We start from the raw sequence: 17,674 nt of genomic DNA, 5'->3' as shown, positions 1-17,674 counted from the left end.
CGGGCGCGGGTTGTCGGTCGTGGCGGACGAGATCGCCGTCCGGGTGCCGAGTCCGGCGAAGGCGAGGTGCCGGGCGGCGGCCCGCATCTCGACGGAACCTCCCGGAACGCCCGGTGCTGCGTCGAATCCTTTACGGGTCACTGCGGCGTCGGCGGGCGGAGTAGCTGCGCAGGGCCCGGAGAAAGTCGATCTCGCGGAAGGCAGGCCAGTACGCCTCGCAGAAGTACAGCTCGGAGTAGGCGCTCTGCCACAACAGGAAGTTGGACATCCGCTGTTCGCCGCTGGTGCGGATGATGAGGTCCGGGTCCGGCCGCCCGGCCGTGTACAGATGCCTGGTGAGGTCGTCCACCGTCAGGCTGTCCGCCAGTTCGCGCAACGACTGCCCGGCCGCGGAGCGTTCCTGCAGCAGGTCGCGCAACGCGTCGATGACTTCCTGACGCCCGCCGTAGCCGATGGCCAGGGTGACATGGGCGCCGGTGGTGCATGCGCGGGTGGCCTCGACCGCGCTCTTGAGGGCCTCTGCGGTGTGGGCGGGGAGTACGTCGAGCGTTCCGGCGACGTGGACTTGCCAACGGGCATCGGGGCGGGCCAGTTCGTCGGTGACGACCCGCTCGATCAGATCCATCAGGTAGGACACTTCGCCGTCGCCGCGACGGCCGAGGTTCTCCGTCGAGCAGACGAACACGGTGACGTGCCGGATGCCGAGATTCTCGCACCACGACAGGACGTCCGCCACGTGCTCGGCCCCGTACTTGTGCCCCAGGCTCGGGCTGGACAGGCCCACTTGGCGGGCCCAGCGACGGTTGCCGTCCATGATCAGCCCGATGTGCCCAGGGATCTGTCCGCGCATGACCTGACGGCGCAGGCGTCCCGCGTACAAGGGGTAGAAAGGTGCGGTCAGCTGCATGGTGTCCCTTCGGTATGTACGGGCCACGGGCCACGCTAGGCCCTTCCTCGGGCCGGAACCTCCCCCGACCCGAAATCCGCCCGGCGGATCACCGGGACGCTCTCCCGCACGACCGAGGCGGTCCGGAAGGCGGTCCGGAAGGCGGTCCGGAAGGCGGTCCGAAAGGCGGCCCGGAAGGCGGTCCGGAAGGCGGTCCGGAAGGCGGCCCGGAAAGCGGTCCGGAAAGCCGGACGGGGCGGGCCCGCAACCCGGACCCGCCCCGTACCGCCGCGAAACGTCAGGCCGGCAGCCCCAACTCCCTGGCGATCAGCATCCGCTGCACCTCGCTCGTGCCCTCGCCGATCTCCAGGATCTTGGAGTCGCGCCACATCCGGGCCACCGGGTACTCGTTCATGAAGCCGTAGCCGCCGTGGATCTGGGTCGCCTCGCGGGCGTTGTCGACCGCGACCGTCGACGAGTACAGCTTCGCGATCGCCGCCTCCTTCTTGAACGGTTCGCCCGTCACCAGGCGCGACGCCGCGTCGCGCCAGCCGGTACGGGCCATGTGGGCCCGCATCTCCATGTCCGCGAGCTTGAACTGGATGGCCTGGTTCGCGCCGATCGGCCTGCCGAAGGCGTGGCGCTCCTTGGCGTACTTCACCGACTCGTCGACGCAGCCCTGCGCCAGGCCCGTGGCCAGGGCGGCGATGGCGATCCGGCCCTCGTCGAGGATGCGCAGGAACTGGGCGTAGCCGCGGCCCTCCTGGCCCAGCAGGTTCTCCAGCGGGACGCGGACGTCGGTGAAGGACAGCTCGCGGGTGTCCGAGGCGTTCCAGCCGACCTTGGAGTACGGGGCGGCGACCGTGAAGCCGGGGGTGCCGGACGGCACGATGATGCAGGAGATCAGCGGGGCGCCGTTCGCCTTGTGGCCGGTCACCGCCGTGACCGTGACCAGTTCGGTGATGTCCGTACCGGAGTTGGTGATGAAGCACTTGGAGCCGTTGATCACCCACTCGCCCGTCGCCTCGTCGCGCACCGCCGTCGTCCGGGTGCCGCCCGCGTCCGAGCCGGCGTCCGGCTCGGTCAGGCCGAACGCGCCGAGCGCCTCGCCCGAGCAGAGCTTCGGCAGCCACTGCCGCTTCTGCTCCTCCGTACCGAAGTGGTAGACCGGCATCGCGCCGAGCGAGACCCCGGCCTCCAGGGTGATCGCCACGGACGAGTCGACCCGGGCCAGCTCCTCCAGGGCGATCCCGAGGGCGAGGTAGTCGCCGCCCATGCCGCCGTACTCCTCGGGGAACGGCAGCCCGAACAGGCCCATCCGCCCCATCTCCCGCACGATCTCGTACGGGAACTCATGGCGCTCGTAGAAGTCGCCGATCTTCGGGGCGATCACATCGTGCGCGAACTCCTCGACGGTGCGACGCAGTTCCTCGTGCTCGGCGGTCAGCCGGTGGTCCAGGGACATGGCAGGTGTCACTCCTTGTGGGACTGGGTTTACCGCACCGAGAGCGCGCGGACGGTACGGGACGGGCTGGGTCGGCCCAGCTGTTCGGCGAGCCACACGCTGGTGGCGGTGAGCGCGTCGAGGTCGACCCCGGTTTCGATGCCGAGGCCGTCGAGCATCCACACGAGGTCTTCGGTGGCGAGGTTTCCGGTCGCGCTCTTCGCGTACGGGCAGCCGCCGAGGCCGCCCGCCGAGGCGTCCACGGTGGTCACACCGTGCTGGAGCGCGGCAAGGGTGTTGGACAGGGCCTGGCCGTACGTGTCGTGGAAGTGCACGCCGATGGCGTCGGTGCGCACACCCTCCTCGTTCAGCTCGGAGAGCAGGTCCTGCACATGGCCGGGCGTGGCGACGCCGATGGTGTCGCCGAGGGAGAGCTCGTCGCAGCCGAGGTCCATCAGCGCCTTGGCCACGCGAACGACCTGGTGGACGGGGACCGGCCCCTCCCACGGGTCGCCGAAGCACATCGACAGGTAGCCCCGGACATGCACCTTGTCGGCCTTGGCACGGGCGACGACCGGCTCGAACATGGCGAGCGACTCGTCGACGGTGCGGTTGAGATTGCGGGCGGCGAACGTCTCGGTCGCCGAGCCGAACACGGCGATGCGCCGCGCACCGAGCGCCAGGGCCCGGTCCAGACCGCGTTCGTTCGGTACGAGTACGGGCAGAGCGGCCCCCCCGATGTCGGCGAGCCGGGGGAACAGGTCCTCCGCGTCGGCGAGTTGGGGCACCCACTTGGGGTGCACGAAACTGGTCGCCTCGATGGTGGACAGGCCCGACGCGGCCAGACGGTGGATGAACTCCGCCTTCACCTCGGTCGGTACGACCGCCTTCTCGTTCTGCAGCCCGTCGCGGGCGCCGACCTCGTGGATGCGCACCCGCGGGGGCAGATCCTGGGCCGGTACGGTCATGGGCAGGGTGCGGGGTGTCATGCGTCCTCCCCTGGGGCGTCGGCGGGGGCCACCACGGCCAGGATCTGGTCCATGGCGACCGTGGCACCGGTGGTCACGTCCAGCTCGGTCACGGTCCCGGCGTGCGGGGCGGAGATGACGTGTTCCATCTTCATCGCCTCGACGACGAGCAGGCTCTGCCCGGCCACGACCTCGTCCCCGACCGCCACCTTCACGACGGTGACGGTGCCCGGCATGGGCGCGGCGAGGGTGTCCGCCCCGGACCGGCCGCCGCCGGCCAGCGACGCCTCCACGGGGTCGTGGTCCTGCACGTGCCAGGCGTCGCCGTCACGGCCCAGCCAGGTCCCTTCCGGGGACGCCGCATGGGTGAACGTGTGCGTGACACCGGCCAGTTCGAGGGTGAGCCGGTGCGGGGACAGCTCGACCAGCCGGGCCGTCTCCTTGCCGCCGGGCATCGGGGCCAGCGGGCCGCAGGGGCCCGTCGCGGGCTCCGGTGGCTGCGCGCCCTCCCCGACGTGGCCGAACGTCAGCTCGGCGCCCTCCGGGCAGGAGCGCAGCAAGACCTGCACGGGGTCATGGCCCGGCAGCCGGAAGTGGCGCACCGTACGGGCCGGGGTGCCGCCCAGCCGCCAGCCGCTCGCCACCGAGAACGGGTCCACCCAGCCCGTGGCGGGTTCGGGCGCCGACAGGCCCTGCCGCAGCAGCGCCGCCGCCGCGTACACCTCCTCCGGCACCCCCTCCGGCACCAGCCCGGCCACCTCGCGCTCCACCAGCCCGGTGTCCAGGTCGCCCGCCACCACCGCCGGGTGGGCGAGCAGCCGGCGCAGGAAGCCGGCGTTCGTCGGGACGCCGAGGATCACCGTGTCCGCGAGCGCCGCGCGCAGCCCGCGCAGGGCGGCGGCGCGGTCGGGGCCGTACGCGATGACCTTCGACAGCATCGGGTCGTACAGGCTGCCGACCTCGCCGCCCGCGGCGAGCCCGGAGTCCGTCCGTACGCCGTTGCCCTGCGGCTCGCGCAGCGCGAGCACGGTGCCGCCGGAGGGCAGGAAGCCGCGGGACGGGTCCTCGGCGCAGATCCGGGCCTCGATCGCATGGCCGGTGAGCCCGATGTCCCGCTGCCCGTACGGGAGCGGCTCGCCCGCCGCGACCCTCAGCTGCCACTCCACCAGGTCCAGGCCGGTGATCAGCTCGGTGACCGGGTGCTCGACCTGGAGGCGGGTGTTCATCTCCATGAAGTAGTACGAGGCGGGGTCGTTGCCCGGGACGATGAACTCCACCGTGCCCGCGCCCACATATCCGCAGGAGCGGGCCGCCTGGACGGCCGCCTCGCCCATCGCCGCCCGGGTCTCCTCGTCGAGCAGGACGGACGGCGCCTCCTCGATGATCTTCTGGTGGCGGCGCTGGAGCGAGCACTCGCGCTCGCCGAGGTGGACCACGTTGCCGTGGGTGTCCGCGAGCACCTGGATCTCGATGTGCCGGGGCCGGTCGATCCACCGCTCCACCAGCAGCGTGTCATCGCCGAACGAGGCCCTCGCCTCGCGCCGGGCGGCCGCGATCTCGTCCGCGAGCAGCGTCTCGTCGCGCACCAGCCGCATGCCCTTGCCGCCGCCGCCCGCCGAGGGCTTCAGCAGCACCGGTGTCCCGATCTCCCGGGCCGCCGCGCCCAGTTGGGCATCGGTGAGGCCGCTCCCCGAGGAGCCGGGCACCACCGGGACGCCGGCTGCCGCGACCGTCTCCTTGGCCCGGATCTTGTCGCCCATCAGCGAGATGGCGTCGGCGGACGGGCCGATGAAGACCAGCCCCGCCTCCGCGCACGCCCGCGCGAAACCCGCGTTCTCGGCGAGGAACCCGTACCCGGGGTGGACGGCCTGCGCGCCGGTGCGACGGGCCGCGTCCAGCAGCGCGGGCACGCTCAGATAACTCATCGAGGCGGGCGCGGGCCCGATCCGTACGGCCGTGTCGGCCTCCCGGACGTGCCGGGCGTCCGCGTCCGCGTCGCTGAACACGGCGACCGAGCGGACGCCGAGCTCGCGCAGCGTACGGATGACACGTACCGCGATCTCGCCGCGGTTGGCGACAAGAACGGTGTCGAACATCGTCATCTGTTCCTCACATCCGGAAGACGCCGAAGCCGGGTTCGCCCAGTGGGGCGTTGGCGCAGGCGGTCAGAGCGAGCCCCAGCACCTGCCGGGTCTCCATCGGGTCGATCACACCGTCGTCCCAGAGCCGGGCCGTGGCGTAGTACGCGTTGCCCTGGGTCTCGTACTGCTCGCGGATCGGGGCCTTGAAGGCCTCCTCGTCCGCCGCGCTCCAGTCGTCGCCCAACTGGTCGCGCTTGACCGTCGCGAGGACGGAGGCGGCCTGCTCGCCGCCCATGACGGAGATCTTGGCGTTGGGCCACATCCACAGGAAGCGGGGGGAGTAGGCGCGCCCGCACATCGAGTAGTTGCCCGCCCCGTACGACCCGCCGACCACCACCGTCAGCTTCGGCACGCGGGTGCAGGCGACCGCCGTCACCATCTTGGCGCCGTGCTTGGCGATGCCGCCGGCCTCGTAGTCCCGCCCCACCATGAAGCCCGAGATGTTCTGCAGGAAGACCAGCGGGATGCCGCGCTGGTCGCACAGCTCGATGAAGTGGGCGCCCTTCTGGGCGGACTCGGAGAACAGGATGCCGTTGTTGGCGACGATCCCGACCGGATGGCCGTGGATACGGGCGAAGCCGGTGATCAGCGTCGTGCCGTACTCCGCCTTGAACTCGGCGAACCGCGAGCCGTCCACCACCCGGGCGATCACCTCGCGCACGTCGTACGGCGTCCGGGAGTCGACCGGGACGGCCCCGTACAGCCCGGCGGGATCGACCTTCGGCTCCTCGGCCGGCTGCACGGACCACGGGAGCGCCCCGCGGTCCGGCAGGGTGGCGACGATGTTCCGCACGATCCGCAGCGCGTGCGCGTCGTCCTCGGCGAGATGGTCGGTCACCCCCGACGTGCGGGAGTGCACCTCGCCGCCGCCGAGCTCCTCGGCGGTCACGACCTCGCCGGTGGCGGCCTTCACCAGCGGCGGTCCGCCCAGGAAGATCGTGCCCTGGTTCCGTACGATCACGGCCTCGTCGCTCATCGCGGGGACGTACGCCCCGCCCGCCGTGCACGACCCCAGCACGGCCGCGATCTGCGGGATGCCGGCCCCCGACATCCTGGCCTGGTTGTAGAAGATCCGCCCGAAGTGCTCCCGGTCCGGGAAGACCTCGTCCTGCATCGGCAGGAACGCGCCGCCCGAGTCGACGAGGTACAGGCAGGGGAGCCGGTTCTCCAGCGCCACCTCCTGGGCGCGCAGGTGCTTCTTCACGGTCATCGGGTAGTACGTGCCGCCCTTGACGGTCGCGTCATTGGCGACGATCACGCACTCCCGGCCGCTGACCCGGCCGATTCCGGCGATCACCCCGGCCGCCGGGGCGGCGCCCCCGTACAGCCCCTCGGCGGCCAGCGGGGCCAGCTCCAGGAACGGGGAACCCGGATCGAGCAGGGTGTCCACCCGGTCCCTGGGCAGCAGCTTGCCGCGTGCCACGTGCCGGGCGCGCGCCTTCTCACCTCCGCCGAGCCTGGCCGTGGCGAGCCGCGTGCGCAGCTCGTCGGCGAGCGCGTGATGCGCCGCCTCGTTGGCCTGCCAGGCCTCGGAGGCGGGATCGGCCGCGCTCGCCAGCACCGGTGCCTGCTGCATCCTGTCGAGCCCCCTTGCCCGTACCGCAGTGGTTAATGACCGTTAACGTCCGCCTCAAGGTTAACGACCGCTAACAGGCTTGTCCAGGCCGCTCGGCCGTCGCGTGCGGCGCTTCGGCGGGCAGCGGTCGGGCATGCCCCGCGGGAGGTGGGAGGCCGGGAGGCGGGAGAGAGGGGGCGAGGAGGCGGGGGGTGCTGTCGGCCGCCGGGGCTTCCCCGGGGGGTGGACGCCTGCCCGACCGGTCGACGGGTGTCCGATCGGCGCGGAGAATGAGGAGGGCCGGAAGCGGGCGGGGCGGCCGGGCGGCCCGCGACCTGGGCGGCGGCGGGGCGGGAGCGGCCTGCTGACAAGGTGGCGATGATGCCGACGTGGCGATTGCGGGACTTCCGTGACGACGACCTGGACCAGGCGATCCAGATCTGGGATCAGGACCGGCAGGCGGACGACACGCCTCCCGTGTTCCCCGTCTCCGAGGTCATGGCCGCGGCCCGGAGCGGCGGGACCGCGGTCGTCGCGGTGGTCGGCGACGAGCCGGTGGGTATGGCGGTGGCGCAGGCCCAGGGTGAGCGGGCCTGGATCACGCTGGTGGCGCTCGCGAGGATGTGGCGCAACCGCGGGATCGGGAGCGCCCTGATCGCCGAGATCGAGCGGCGCCTGCACACCCAGGGGATACGCCGGATCGGTGCGCTGCTCGCTCCGGGGGTCGTCGGCTGCACGGCCCTGGAGAACTCCGGCTACCACGCACGTGACGGATTGACCTTCTACGAGAAGGTCGAGCATCTCGGTGCGAGCGACGCGGGTCTGCTCGCGGAACTCGGCGGGAGGGTGCTGCCGCAGGGTCTCTGGGGTGCCCTCGCGGGCATGGAGCGGGAGAAGGAGGCCATCGAGCGGCGGATCGTGCTGCCGCTGGCCGAGCCCGTGCTGGCCGACCGGTACGGGGTGACGCCGCCGAAGGCGGTCGTCCTGTTCGGCCCCCCGGGCACCGGAAAGACCAGTTTCGCCAAGGCCGTCGCCTCCCGGCTGGCCTGGCCGTTCGTGGAGCTCTTCCCCTCCCGGCTCACGGCGGGTTCCTCCGGTGGCCCGGCCGCCTCGCTGCGGGACGCGTTCGCCGATCTGGCGGGGCTGGAATCCGTTCTGCTGTTCATCGACGAGGTCGAGGAGATCGCCGGCGTCCGGTCCGGCCGGGCCGTCGACCCCGTACACGGAGTCACCAACGAACTGCTCAAACTGATCCCCGGTTTCCGCGACCACGACGACCGCCTGCTGATCTGCGCCACCAACTCCGTCCGCTCCCTCGATCCGGCGTTCCTGCGTCACGGCCGGTTCGACTACGTCATCCCGGTCGGTCCCCCCGACCCGGCAGCCCGAGCGGCGATCTGGCGGCGCTACCTCGGCACGGCCGCCGACCGCATCGAGCTGCACCGACTGGTGTCGGCCAGCGAGATGTTCACGCCTGCCGACATCGAGTTCGCCGCCCGCAAGGGCTCCCACACCGCGTTCGAACGCGAAGTCACCGACCGCAAGGGCGCTCCGGCCGGCACCGGGGACTACCTCGCTGCCATCGCGGACACCCGTCCCACACTCACCGACCAGGCGCTCGCGGAGTTCGGGGAGGACATCGAGCGCCACGCGCGCCTGTGACGCCACGCGCGCCCGTGTCGCCGCGTGCTCCTGGCCCGCCGCCCCGCGCTGCCGGGGTGCCCGGCCCGCACGGAGCCTGTGCGCGGCCGGAGCGCGGCGGCGGCTTCGCCGACGGGCCCGGCACCGCGAGGGCGCGGACCGGGTTGGCACCGTGAGGGCGCCGACCGGCCCGGCACCGGGAGGGCGCGGACCGGTTCGGAACCGGGGGTGCGGCCCGGTTTGCCGCGGACACCGGTCCGGCCGCCGCCCGGCCGCGCTTGGGTTAACGCTCGCTAACCCGACTGTCTAGAATCGAATCCATGACCACCAGGACGGACGCTCCCACCCGCCGCGAGCAGATCCTCAAGGAGGCCGCCCGCCTCTTCGCCGAGCGCGGCTTCCACGGCGTCGGCGTCGACGAGATAGGCGCCGCCGTCGGTATCAGCGGCCCCGGTCTCTACCGGCACTTCCCCGGCAAGGACGCGATGCTCGCCGAGCTGCTGGTCGGCATCAGCGAGCGGCTGCTGGCGGGCGGGCAGCTGCGTGTGTCGGAGGACGCGGCCCGTGGGGACGGTTCGCCGCAGGCGTTGCTCGACGCGCTCATCGAGGGCCATATCGACTTCGCCCTCGACGACCGCCCCCTGATCACCCTCCACGACCGCGAGCTGGACCGTCTCCGGGACGCCGACCGCAAGCGGGTCCGCCAGCTCCAGCGGCAGTACGTCGAGGTGTGGGTGGAGGTCGTCCGCGAGCTGTATCCGGACCTGCCCGAGCACGAGGCCCGCGCGGCCGTCCACGCCGTCTTCGGGCTGCTGAACTCGACCCCTCACCTGGGCCGTCCCGGTGCACAGCCGGACCGCGCCGGCACGGCGGCGCTGCTGCACCGGCTGGCGCGCGGGGCGTTCGAGGCGGCGGCCCGCCCATAGGGCGTGCCGGCGGGTGCCCGGCGGGTGCGTCCGCGTTTTCCGCCCGGCTGTGAATATATGAATTGATGCGAGAAGGGCGAGGTGCTTCCTCATATTCCCTCTCCTTTTCCTCGACGAGCTCCGTCGGTCGCAGTGTCGAGTGGCCCCCAGGCATATGGTTTGAGCTGTCTCGCCCACGCCTGATGGGGAATTTAAATGAAAACATGTCAGGTTTCGATCGTTGTCCCCTGTTTCAATGAGGACGAGGTCATCGAGGTATTCCACCGTGCGTTGATCTCCGCCCTCGAACCGACTCGGCGGACCTTCGAGATCTGTTATGTCGACGACGGCAGCAGCGACCGGACCAGGCTCCGGATCGGTTCACTCGCCACCGCGGACCGACGGGTCCGCTACACCTCCTTCAGCCGTAATTTCGGCAAGGAGGCCGCCATGCTCGCGGGACTGCGCATGTCCCGCGGCGACGCCGTCGTCCTCATGGACGCCGACCTCCAGCACCCGCCCGAACTGCTGCCCCGCATGCTGGAGCTGCGCCAGCACGGCTACGACCAGGTCGTCGCGCGGCGCGACCGCGTGGGGGACGGAGTCCTGCGCACCTTTCTCAGCGCCCTCTACTACCGGGCCATGGGCCGGTGCATGGACGTCGAGGTCGTCGACGGCGAGGGCGACTTCAGGCTGCTGTCGCGCACCGCCGTGGACGCCGTGCTCGCGCTGCCCGAGACCAACCGGTTCTCCAAGGGGATCTTCTCCTGGATCGGCTTCGACACCGTCGGCTTCACCTACCGGAACACCCAGCGCGCGGCGGGACGTTCGAAATGGGGCGGCAGACGCCTGCTCAACTACGGGATCGACGGGCTGATCTCCTTCAACAGCCGTCCGCTGCGGCTGGCCATCCACATCGGCCTCGCGCTCGCGCTGGCGGCGCTGGGATACGCCCTGTGGACCATCGCCGGCGTCGTGCTCCACGGTGTCGCCGTACCCGGCTACACCACCCTGCTGACCGCCGTCGTGGCACTCGGTGGAATCCAACTCGCCACGCTCGGCGTCATCGGCGAATACGTGGGACGCATCTATTACGAAGTGAAACGCCGCCCGCACTATGTGGTGCGCGAGACGAGCGAATCCCCGAAGGCGGCACCGGCCGACATTCCGGCAGAGAGCCGTTCGGGTCCGTCCGGCCCCGCGGCCAGGCGGCCACTGGCGGGACGCACCGGGTCGACCGCGCTCGGAGCGTCCCGGTTCCGCACCGTGCGCCAGTTCATCGCTTTCGGGATGATCGGAATCGTCAATACGGCGGTATATCTCGGGGTGTACGTCTCGCTGAACACCTGGATTCCCTACCTGGCCGCGCACGTCATCGGATACACGGTCAGCATCGTGGGATCGTTCCTGCTCAACTCCTACATCACCTGCCGGACGAAGCCGACCTGGCACGCCTTCGTCCGGTATCCGCTGTCGAGCGTCGTCAATCTCGTCCTCACCGGCGTCCTGCTCTACCTCGGCGTGAGCAGGCTGGGCATGGACAAGAACATCGCCGCCGTGGCCGCGGGAATCCTCGCCACCCCCTTCTCGTTCCTGCTCGCCCGCTGGGCCATCGACTCCGGTGCCGCCCTGGCCCGGCAGGGCGCCGGCCCGGCCGAGAGCAGTGCCGGACACACCACACCGTGAACCCACACCGCCTGAACCTCTTGGCCCGCAAGACGCGAGCAACGTACGAAGGGCACCAGTGCACATGACCACGGACACGTCGAAATCCGCCGGCACCCAGGCGGCGAGCGAGGAATCCCCCCGGCCGCAAGCCCGGCCGGGCCCCGGGAGGCGGTGGGCGACGATCGGGACGGCGGGCCTCGCCCTGCTGCCGCTCGCCCTGCTCGGCGCGGCCTTCTGGATCGGCCGGCTGGTCCGCCCGGGAGGGGACGACTGGTGTTTCCTCCCGGTCATCCGGGACGACGGCGCCTCCGGGATGATCGGGAAGTTCTTCCTCCACGACAACGGACGCATCGCCAACGCGCTGCTCGTCATCGCGTACGGGGCCTTCGGCGTCCCGGGCCACCAATGGTTCGCGCTGGTCAGCGGGGTGCTCATGCTGGGCATCCTCTGGGCGCTGATCGCCTCCGCGCTCAAGAAGGCCGGGCTGACCGCGCCGCGCGGGCTCGCGCTGCTGGTGGGCGCGACGACGGCGGCGCTCTTCTTCTTCGCGTCGCCCAACCCGTACAAGGCGTTCTACTGGCCCGCCTCCTCCGTCTCGCACACCGTCGCACCGGTGCTGGCCTGCGCCGCCGTGATCCCCCTGCTGCGCGCACGGACACGGCGGGGACGCGCCTTCGCGCTGGGCGTCGCGTACCTGGCGGGGATCTTCATCGGCACCCTGTCGGAGGAGACGGCGGTCGTCGCGTTCGTCGTGCTCGCCGCCGCCCTGCTGCTCAGCCGGTGGGCCCTTCCCGGGGCCGGCCGGACCCGTACCCGCGTCTGGTGCGTGGTGGCCTTCGCCGGGGTCGCCGTCGGGACGGCCATCCTGTACGTGTCGCCCGGCGCACGCGCCCGGCGTGAACGGTTCGGCGCCGACAGCTCCTCCATGTTCGGTCCGGAGGCGCTGACCACGGCGCTGCGGGCGTTCGGGCACATCCTGGGGACGATCTTCACGACCTGGCAGTACCTGGGAGCGGTCGCCGTGGGTGTGCTGCTGGGCCTGCTGGTGCGCGGAGGCGGGCGGGGAACGGGCGGGCCGGAGGGGTCACTGCGCCGCAAGCCCCTCCTTCTGGTCCTTGCCGGGTTCCTCGCCTTCCTGGTCTCCGGCTACCTCTGCATCGTCGTCGCCCACCCCGCCTTCGGGGCGAGCGTGGTGACCGCGTCGCGGATCTGGGGCGACTTCCTCCTGCTGTTCGTGCTGCTCCTGGTCGGCGTCGGTGCCCTGCTGGGACGGGCGCTGCGGGGCAACAGGCGGGGAATCCGCGCGGCGACGGCGGTGGCCGCCGCAGTCGCGTGCGCCGCGGCCTGTGCCGGTCTCGCCGTCCCGCTGCTCCAGCTGGAACGGCAGATGGACGTGCGCGCCCAGCACTGGGACCGGCAGGACCGGTGGCTGAGGGGACAGGTGGCCAAGGGTGCCCGGGTGCTTCCGTACACACCGGTGTCGGTCAGCGGGATGGGGGAGCCGTTCGGCGGCCACGGCAAGAGGCCATGGCCGGCGCAGTGCGTCGCCACGTACTACCACCTGGACAAGATCACGTACTCGACCCGGCTTCCCTGAGCGGGCGGCCGGTCCGGATCGGACCGGCCGCCCTGCAGGACACCCGGCACACTGCGCACACCTGACGGCACAATGGGTTCATGCCGATACCCAGCCGTGCCGCCCTCGTCGAACACCTCGTCCGTACGCGCATCGCCGGAGACGTCGCCACACCCCGCGACAACAATCTCTCCCACTACCGCAAGCTCGCCAACGGCGACCGTCACTACTGGCTGGGCCTGGAGCTCGGGGACCGGTGGCGCGACGAGCAGGACGTGCTGGCCGTGATGGCCGAGCGCTGCGGGGTCAGCGACGACCCGGAGCACCGGTTCGGCCAGGACACCATCGACCCGGAGCTGACAATCGACGCCCTGGACCGGATGGCGGCGCGGCTGCGGAAGGCGGCGGAGGGCGGGCAGCGCGTGCTGTTCGCGACCGGGCACCCGGGAGGGCTCCTCGATGTGCACCGGCAGACCGCGCAGGCGCTGCGGGCGGCCGGGTGCGAGATCGTCCGGATCCCCTCGGGGCTGGTGGCCGACGAGGGCATGGTGTTCCAGTTCGCGGACGTCGCGGTGCAGGAGCGCGGCGCGACGCTCTGGCACACGCACTCGCCCGCCCCGATGGCCGCGATCCTGGACGGTCTGGAGCGGGAGGGCCGGCCGCTGCCGGACCTGGTGGTCGCCGACCACGGATGGGCGGGGTGCGCGGCGCAGCGCGGGCTGGACGCGGTGGGGTACGCGGACTGCAACGACCCGGCGCTCTTCCTCGGCGAGGCGGAGGGAACGCTCCAGGTGGCCGTGCCGCTGGACGACCATGTGCTGGACCCGCGGTTCTACGACCCGCTGACGGACTATCTGCTGGACGCGGCGGGGCTGCTCTGACGCCACCCGGGCGGTGCGGCGCCGGTGCGGCTCCGGCGGCTCATCCGCCGGGCGGCCGGGAAACCGCCGCCCGGCGCCGCTGGTCCCGTCCCGGCGTCGGGTCCAGATGGACCCGGCGGATGGACGGACACCGTTCCCGCAGCTGCTCCTCGGCCTCCTCGCAGGCCCACTCGATCTGCTCGACGACGACCGTGAACATGGACTCCCCACCGGCGGCCTTCTCGTCGCTCATGGTGGGGAGCCTGTCCGGATCGGCGGACCGCGGCCTGTTCGGTACGGGGCGGGGTCAGTCCCGGGGGACGCGGACCACGCCCTCCTGGATGACGGTGATCGCCAGCCGGCCGTCCTGCGTGTAGATACGGGCCTGGCCGAGCCCGCGCCCGCCGGACGCGGACGGCGACTCCTGGTCGTACAGCAGCCATTCGTCGGCCCGGAACGGCCGGTGGAACCACATCGCGTGGTCCAGGCTCGCCCCGACCACGTCGCCGACCGCCCAGCCCCCGCGCCCATGGGCGAGGAGCACCGAGTCGAGCAGCGTCATGTCGGAGACGTACGTCGCCATGCAGACGTGCAGCAGCGGGTCGTCCGCGAGCTTGCCGTTGGTGCGGAACCACACCTGTGAGCGGGGCTCGCGCGGTTCGCCGACCGTGCCGAAGGGCGGCGCGTCCACGTACCGCAGGTCGACCGCGGCCCGCGCCTCGATCAGCCGGTCCACGACCTGCGGATCGCTGAAGCGGTCCGCGTACCGGGGCAGCATCTGCGCGGCCGTGGGCAGCGTCTCCGGGTCCGGGGCGGGCGGCATGGCCGCCTGGTGCTCCAGACCCTCCTCGTGCCGCTGGAACGACGCCGACAGATGGAAGATCGGCTGGCCGTGCTGGACGGCGACGACCCGGCGGGTGGTGAAGGACCGGCCGTCCCGGATGCGGTCGACGCTGTAGACGATCGGCGCGCCCGGGTCGCCCATCCGCAGGAAGTACGCGTGCAGGGAGTGGGCGGACGGGATCTCCCCCGCCTGGGCGGAGCCGGGAACTCGGGGGCGGTCGGCGGGGACCGTACGGCCCGCGGCGACCAGGGCCTGGGCCGCGACCTGGCCGCCGAAGACACGGGGAACGACCGCCGAACGGCTCGTGCCCCGGAAGATGTCCTGCTCGATCTGCTCCAGGTCGAGCAGATCGAGCAGGGAGTCGAGTGCTGAGCTCATGGAGAGAACGTAACCGCTCTCACAGGCCCATGGACTTGGCGATGATCGACTTCATGACCTCGCTGGTGCCGCCGTAGATGCGGTTGACCCGGTTGTCCGCGTACAGGCGGGCGATCGGGTACTCGTTCATGTAGCCGTAGCCGCCGTGCAGTTGGAGGCAGCGGTCGATGACGCGGTGCGCGACCTCGGTGCAGAACAGCTTCGCGGAGGCGGCCTCGGCGGCGGTCAGCTCACCGGCGTCGTGGGCCTCGATGGCGCGGTCGCAGACGGCCTCGGCGGCGTCCACCTCGGCCTGGCAGGCGGCCAGCTCGAACTTGGTGTTCTGGAACGACGCGACGGTCTTGCCGAAGACGGTGCGCTCCTGCACGTAAGCCTGGGCGAACCGGACGGCGGCCTTGGCCTGCGCGTACGCGCCGACGGCGATGCCGAGGCGCTCCTGCGGCAGGTTCTGGCCGAGGTAGGAGAAGCCCTTGTTCTCCTCGCCGAGGAGGTCCTCGACCGGCACCTTCACATCGACGAACGCCAGCTCGGCGGTGTCGGAGGTGCGCAGCCCCAGCTTGTCGAGCTTGCGGCCGACCGAGTAGCCCTCGGCCTTGGTGTCGACGACGAGGAGGGAGATGCCGTGCCGGCGGTCGTCCGCCTTGGGCGCGTCCGTACGGGCGCAGACGATGACCCGGTCGGCGTGGACGCCACCGGTGATGAACGTCTTGGCGCCGTTGAGGACGTAGTGCGTGCCGTCCTCGGAGAGCTTGGCGGTGGTCTTCATGCCGGCCAGGTCGGAACCGGTGCCCGGCTCGGTCATGGCGATGGCGTACATCGTCCGGCCGCTGACGAAGTCCGGCAGCCAGCGCTTCTTCTGCTCCTCGGTGGCGTACGCCTTGATGTACGGCAGGCAGAGCAGCACGTGCACACCGGAGCCGCCGAAGTTCACGGCCGCGCGGGCGCACTCCTCGGAGATGACCGCCTCGAACTTGAACGACTCGACCCCGGCGCCGCCGTACTCCTCCGGCACCTCGATGCCGAATATGCCCAGCTCGGCGAGCTTGTAGTAGAAGTCGCGGGGCACCTGGCCCGCCGCGAACCACTCGTCGTAGACGGGGGCGACCTCGGCCTCGATGAAGGCGCGGATGGTCTCCCGGAACGCCTCGTGGTCCTCGTTGAATACCGTACGGCGCACGGGGGTGCCTCCTTGGTCAGCTTCGATCGGCTTCGGGCGAGCTTCGGCCAGGCTGGCTAAGCGCTTGCTCAGTTCCGGTCAAAAGTTACCCGGCGGTCATCGGGGCTGTCCAGGGTGATGCTGAGCACGCCCGCTCCGGCGGTCCGGTGGGCGGTTCGGTCGACGGTCCGGTCGGCGGTCGGGTGGGCGGTCCGGTCGCGGACGCCGATGAGCCCTCGCCGGCCACCGGCCGGAAAGGGCTCATCGCGCCTTCTCCGCTCCTGCCTACTGGGGCTTGAACGAGCGGATCTGGTAATTCCCCATGAGGTTGCCGCCGTTTCCGGCGGGAGTGGATCCGACCCGGCCGTTGTAGTTGGTCTGCTTGTAGTACTGAACGCGGTGTCCGGTCGCGTTCCACACGGAGCGGACGTTGTGGCCCTTCCGGATGAAGGAGCAGTCGTCGGCGGTATTCGCCCGCTGCTTGTCCGACCACTGGCAGCGGGTACCGCCTCCCTTCCAGTCGCTGTAGATACAGAAATGTCCGGGGCTGCAGTTGTAGGAGGCCCGCGCGCGCTCGACGGCGGCCTTCCCGGTGGCGGCGTTCTTGGCGGCTCCGGCCGCGGCGGGCCCGGTGCCGAGCCCCAGGGCCAAGGCGATCGAGGTGACGGCGAGCGCGGTGATGCGGTTCATGGCGGAAACCCCTTCTCCCGACGGTGATCAGGGCTCTGCTCCCCGATCACCAGCAGCGTGGCACGGCTGCGACCTGCGCAGACAGGCGGAAAGGGAGGGCGCTCGAAGCCCGCGCCGGGAGTCGCGGCACTCCTCCTCGCACCGGCGCGAACGCGCGGCGGGCGCGATCGGAGGCATGCCCGGTGTGATCGGTGCGATCGGGGGCATGGCTGAGGAGCCTGGCCGCCGTGCCCGTAGGGTGAAGATCCTTCCGGGAGGTGGATCATGTTCAGTGGCGTACGCACCGTGATGGTTTTCGCGGACAGCCCCGAGGCTTCGGCCCGGTGGTACGGCGAACTGCTCGACGTCCCGGTGCGGCTCGATGTCGGCGACACGGGTGCGGTCTACGCCTGGGTGGAGATCGGCGGGACCGAACTCGGCTTCCACCCCGCCGACGACGCGCGCAACCCGAGGGGCGGCAGCCCGGTCGTGTACTGGCAGGTGGACGACGTCGACGGAGTCCGGGAGCGGCTGCTGGCCGCCGGCTGCGAGCACCATCGCGGTCCCTTGACGATCGAGCCCGGCCGTCGCATCGCGCAGCTCCGCGACCCGTTCGGCACGATCATCGGCATCGACGGCGCGTAGGCGGCACGCAGGCGGTGCGCAAGGGGCCGGCGGCCGGTGCGGCCGCAGGAATACTCCGCCGCGGGGAAGCACTCGCCTTTCCCGGCCCGCTGTTTCCGGTCCGCCGTTGTGCTCGGGCTGTGCGACGGCGCGGTCGAATGCGCGTATGACGTGCGAACTACGCCACGCGCACACCCATTCATCATATGACTAATTGAAATTTCTCTTTCAGTTGGTGACGACGCGGGAAATGAGCTGGTGAGGGCCCGATCGGGCCCTCACCAGGGCAAGAGAATTCCGATCTCCGTCCGGCGCACCCGGCTCGACCGGCAGGCGCCACGGGCGTTCCGCGCACAGCG

The 17,674-nt window shown here is 71.4% G+C and carries 14 protein-coding genes and 1 pseudogene; 6 read left to right on the top strand and 9 right to left on the bottom strand.

All coding sequences use genetic code 11. The features are described 5' to 3' along the window. Positions 1 to 130: 130 nt before the first annotated feature. From uppS to ACIOMQ_RS26740, 5 genes are all read right to left on the bottom strand, one after another. Positions 131 to 907, bottom strand: coding sequence for a polyprenyl diphosphate synthase (uppS, locus tag ACIOMQ_RS26760; protein WP_401268177.1), 777 nt, complete (start codon positions 905 to 907; stop codon positions 131 to 133). Positions 908 to 1,184: 277 nt separating this feature from the next. After that, entirely contained in the window at positions 1,185 to 2,351 is a 1,167-nt protein-coding gene (locus ACIOMQ_RS26755; protein WP_362208271.1) for an acyl-CoA dehydrogenase family protein, read from the bottom strand. 29 nt (positions 2,352 to 2,380) lie between these two features. Then, positions 2,381 to 3,319 (bottom strand): hydroxymethylglutaryl-CoA lyase, encoded by a 939-nt coding sequence (locus ACIOMQ_RS26750; RefSeq protein WP_362208273.1) that lies wholly within the window; start codon positions 3,317 to 3,319, stop codon positions 2,381 to 2,383. Beyond that, entirely contained in the window at positions 3,316 to 5,394 is a 2,079-nt protein-coding gene (locus ACIOMQ_RS26745) for an acetyl-CoA carboxylase biotin carboxylase subunit (RefSeq protein ID WP_401988093.1), read from the bottom strand. The genes ACIOMQ_RS26750 and ACIOMQ_RS26745 overlap by 4 nt, the downstream gene beginning before the upstream one ends. A gap of 13 nt (positions 5,395 to 5,407) precedes the next feature. Further along, positions 5,408 to 7,015 carry a carboxyl transferase domain-containing protein gene (locus ACIOMQ_RS26740; protein WP_401268173.1) on the bottom strand — a complete coding sequence of 536 codons (1,608 nt, stop codon included), beginning with the start codon at positions 7,013 to 7,015 and terminating at the stop codon, positions 5,408 to 5,410. Between the two features lie 360 nt (positions 7,016 to 7,375). Here ACIOMQ_RS26740 and ACIOMQ_RS26735 point away from each other — a divergent pair, with 360 nt between their 5' ends. The 5 genes from ACIOMQ_RS26735 to ACIOMQ_RS26715 all read left to right on the top strand — a co-directional run bounded on the left by ACIOMQ_RS26735 (position 7,376) and on the right by ACIOMQ_RS26715 (position 13,665). Beyond that, positions 7,376 to 8,656 (top strand): bifunctional GNAT family N-acetyltransferase/ATP-binding protein, encoded by a 1,281-nt coding sequence (locus ACIOMQ_RS26735; protein WP_362208280.1) that lies wholly within the window; start codon positions 7,376 to 7,378, stop codon positions 8,654 to 8,656. A 299-nt stretch (positions 8,657 to 8,955) separates the two neighbouring features. Then, entirely contained in the window at positions 8,956 to 9,561 is a 606-nt protein-coding gene (locus tag ACIOMQ_RS26730; protein WP_362208283.1) for a TetR/AcrR family transcriptional regulator, read from the top strand. A 195-nt stretch (positions 9,562 to 9,756) separates the two neighbouring features. Beyond that, positions 9,757 to 11,226 carry a glycosyltransferase gene (locus ACIOMQ_RS26725; protein ID WP_362208285.1) on the top strand — a complete coding sequence of 490 codons (1,470 nt, stop codon included), beginning with the start codon at positions 9,757 to 9,759 and terminating at the stop codon, positions 11,224 to 11,226. Positions 11,227 to 11,290: 64 nt separating this feature from the next. Then, positions 11,291 to 12,805, top strand: a complete 1,515-nt coding sequence (locus ACIOMQ_RS26720) for a DUF6056 family protein (RefSeq protein WP_362208288.1) — start codon at positions 11,291 to 11,293, stop codon at positions 12,803 to 12,805. Positions 12,806 to 12,885: 80 nt separating this feature from the next. Continuing rightward, complete coding sequence (locus ACIOMQ_RS26715; protein ID WP_362208291.1) at positions 12,886 to 13,665, top strand: phosphatase; 780 nt, start codon at positions 12,886 to 12,888, stop codon at positions 13,663 to 13,665. Between the two features lie 40 nt (positions 13,666 to 13,705). Here ACIOMQ_RS26715 and ACIOMQ_RS26710 read toward each other — a convergent pair. The 4 genes and pseudogenes from ACIOMQ_RS26710 to ACIOMQ_RS26695 form a co-directional block, all read right to left on the bottom strand. After that, positions 13,706 to 13,843 (bottom strand): annotated as a pseudogene (locus ACIOMQ_RS26710) (cation transporter); the annotation flags it as partial. 108 nt (positions 13,844 to 13,951) lie between these two features. Beyond that, a complete protein-coding gene (locus ACIOMQ_RS26705) occupies positions 13,952 to 14,866 on the bottom strand; it encodes an acyl-CoA thioesterase II (protein WP_362208295.1) in 915 nt (304 codons plus the stop codon). Positions 14,867 to 14,885: 19 nt separating this feature from the next. Next, the gene (locus tag ACIOMQ_RS26700) at positions 14,886 to 16,043 is read right to left on the bottom strand and encodes an acyl-CoA dehydrogenase family protein (RefSeq protein ID WP_401268165.1); all 1,158 of its coding nucleotides are present in this window, start codon (positions 16,041 to 16,043) and stop codon (positions 14,886 to 14,888) included. A 264-nt stretch (positions 16,044 to 16,307) separates the two neighbouring features. Next, on the bottom strand, positions 16,308 to 16,712 hold the full coding sequence (locus ACIOMQ_RS26695; protein WP_402190699.1) for a peptidase inhibitor family I36 protein: 405 nt from the start codon (positions 16,710 to 16,712) through the stop codon (positions 16,308 to 16,310). A gap of 264 nt (positions 16,713 to 16,976) precedes the next feature. On the opposite strand from ACIOMQ_RS26695, the gene ACIOMQ_RS26690 reads away from it, so the two are divergent. Next, positions 16,977 to 17,336: a VOC family protein gene (locus ACIOMQ_RS26690; RefSeq protein WP_401756971.1), complete on the top strand. Its 360-nt coding sequence runs from the start codon at positions 16,977 to 16,979 to the stop codon at positions 17,334 to 17,336. The last annotated feature ends 338 nt before the right edge of the window (positions 17,337 to 17,674 follow it).

The sequence above is a fragment of the Streptomyces sp. NPDC087845 genome (assembly GCF_044742755.1).
In the GTDB taxonomy this organism is placed as follows: domain Bacteria; phylum Actinomycetota; class Actinomycetes; order Streptomycetales; family Streptomycetaceae; genus Streptomyces.
Note: the sequence above shows the minus strand (reverse complement) of the source record. Positions and strands in the feature narration are given on the sequence as shown.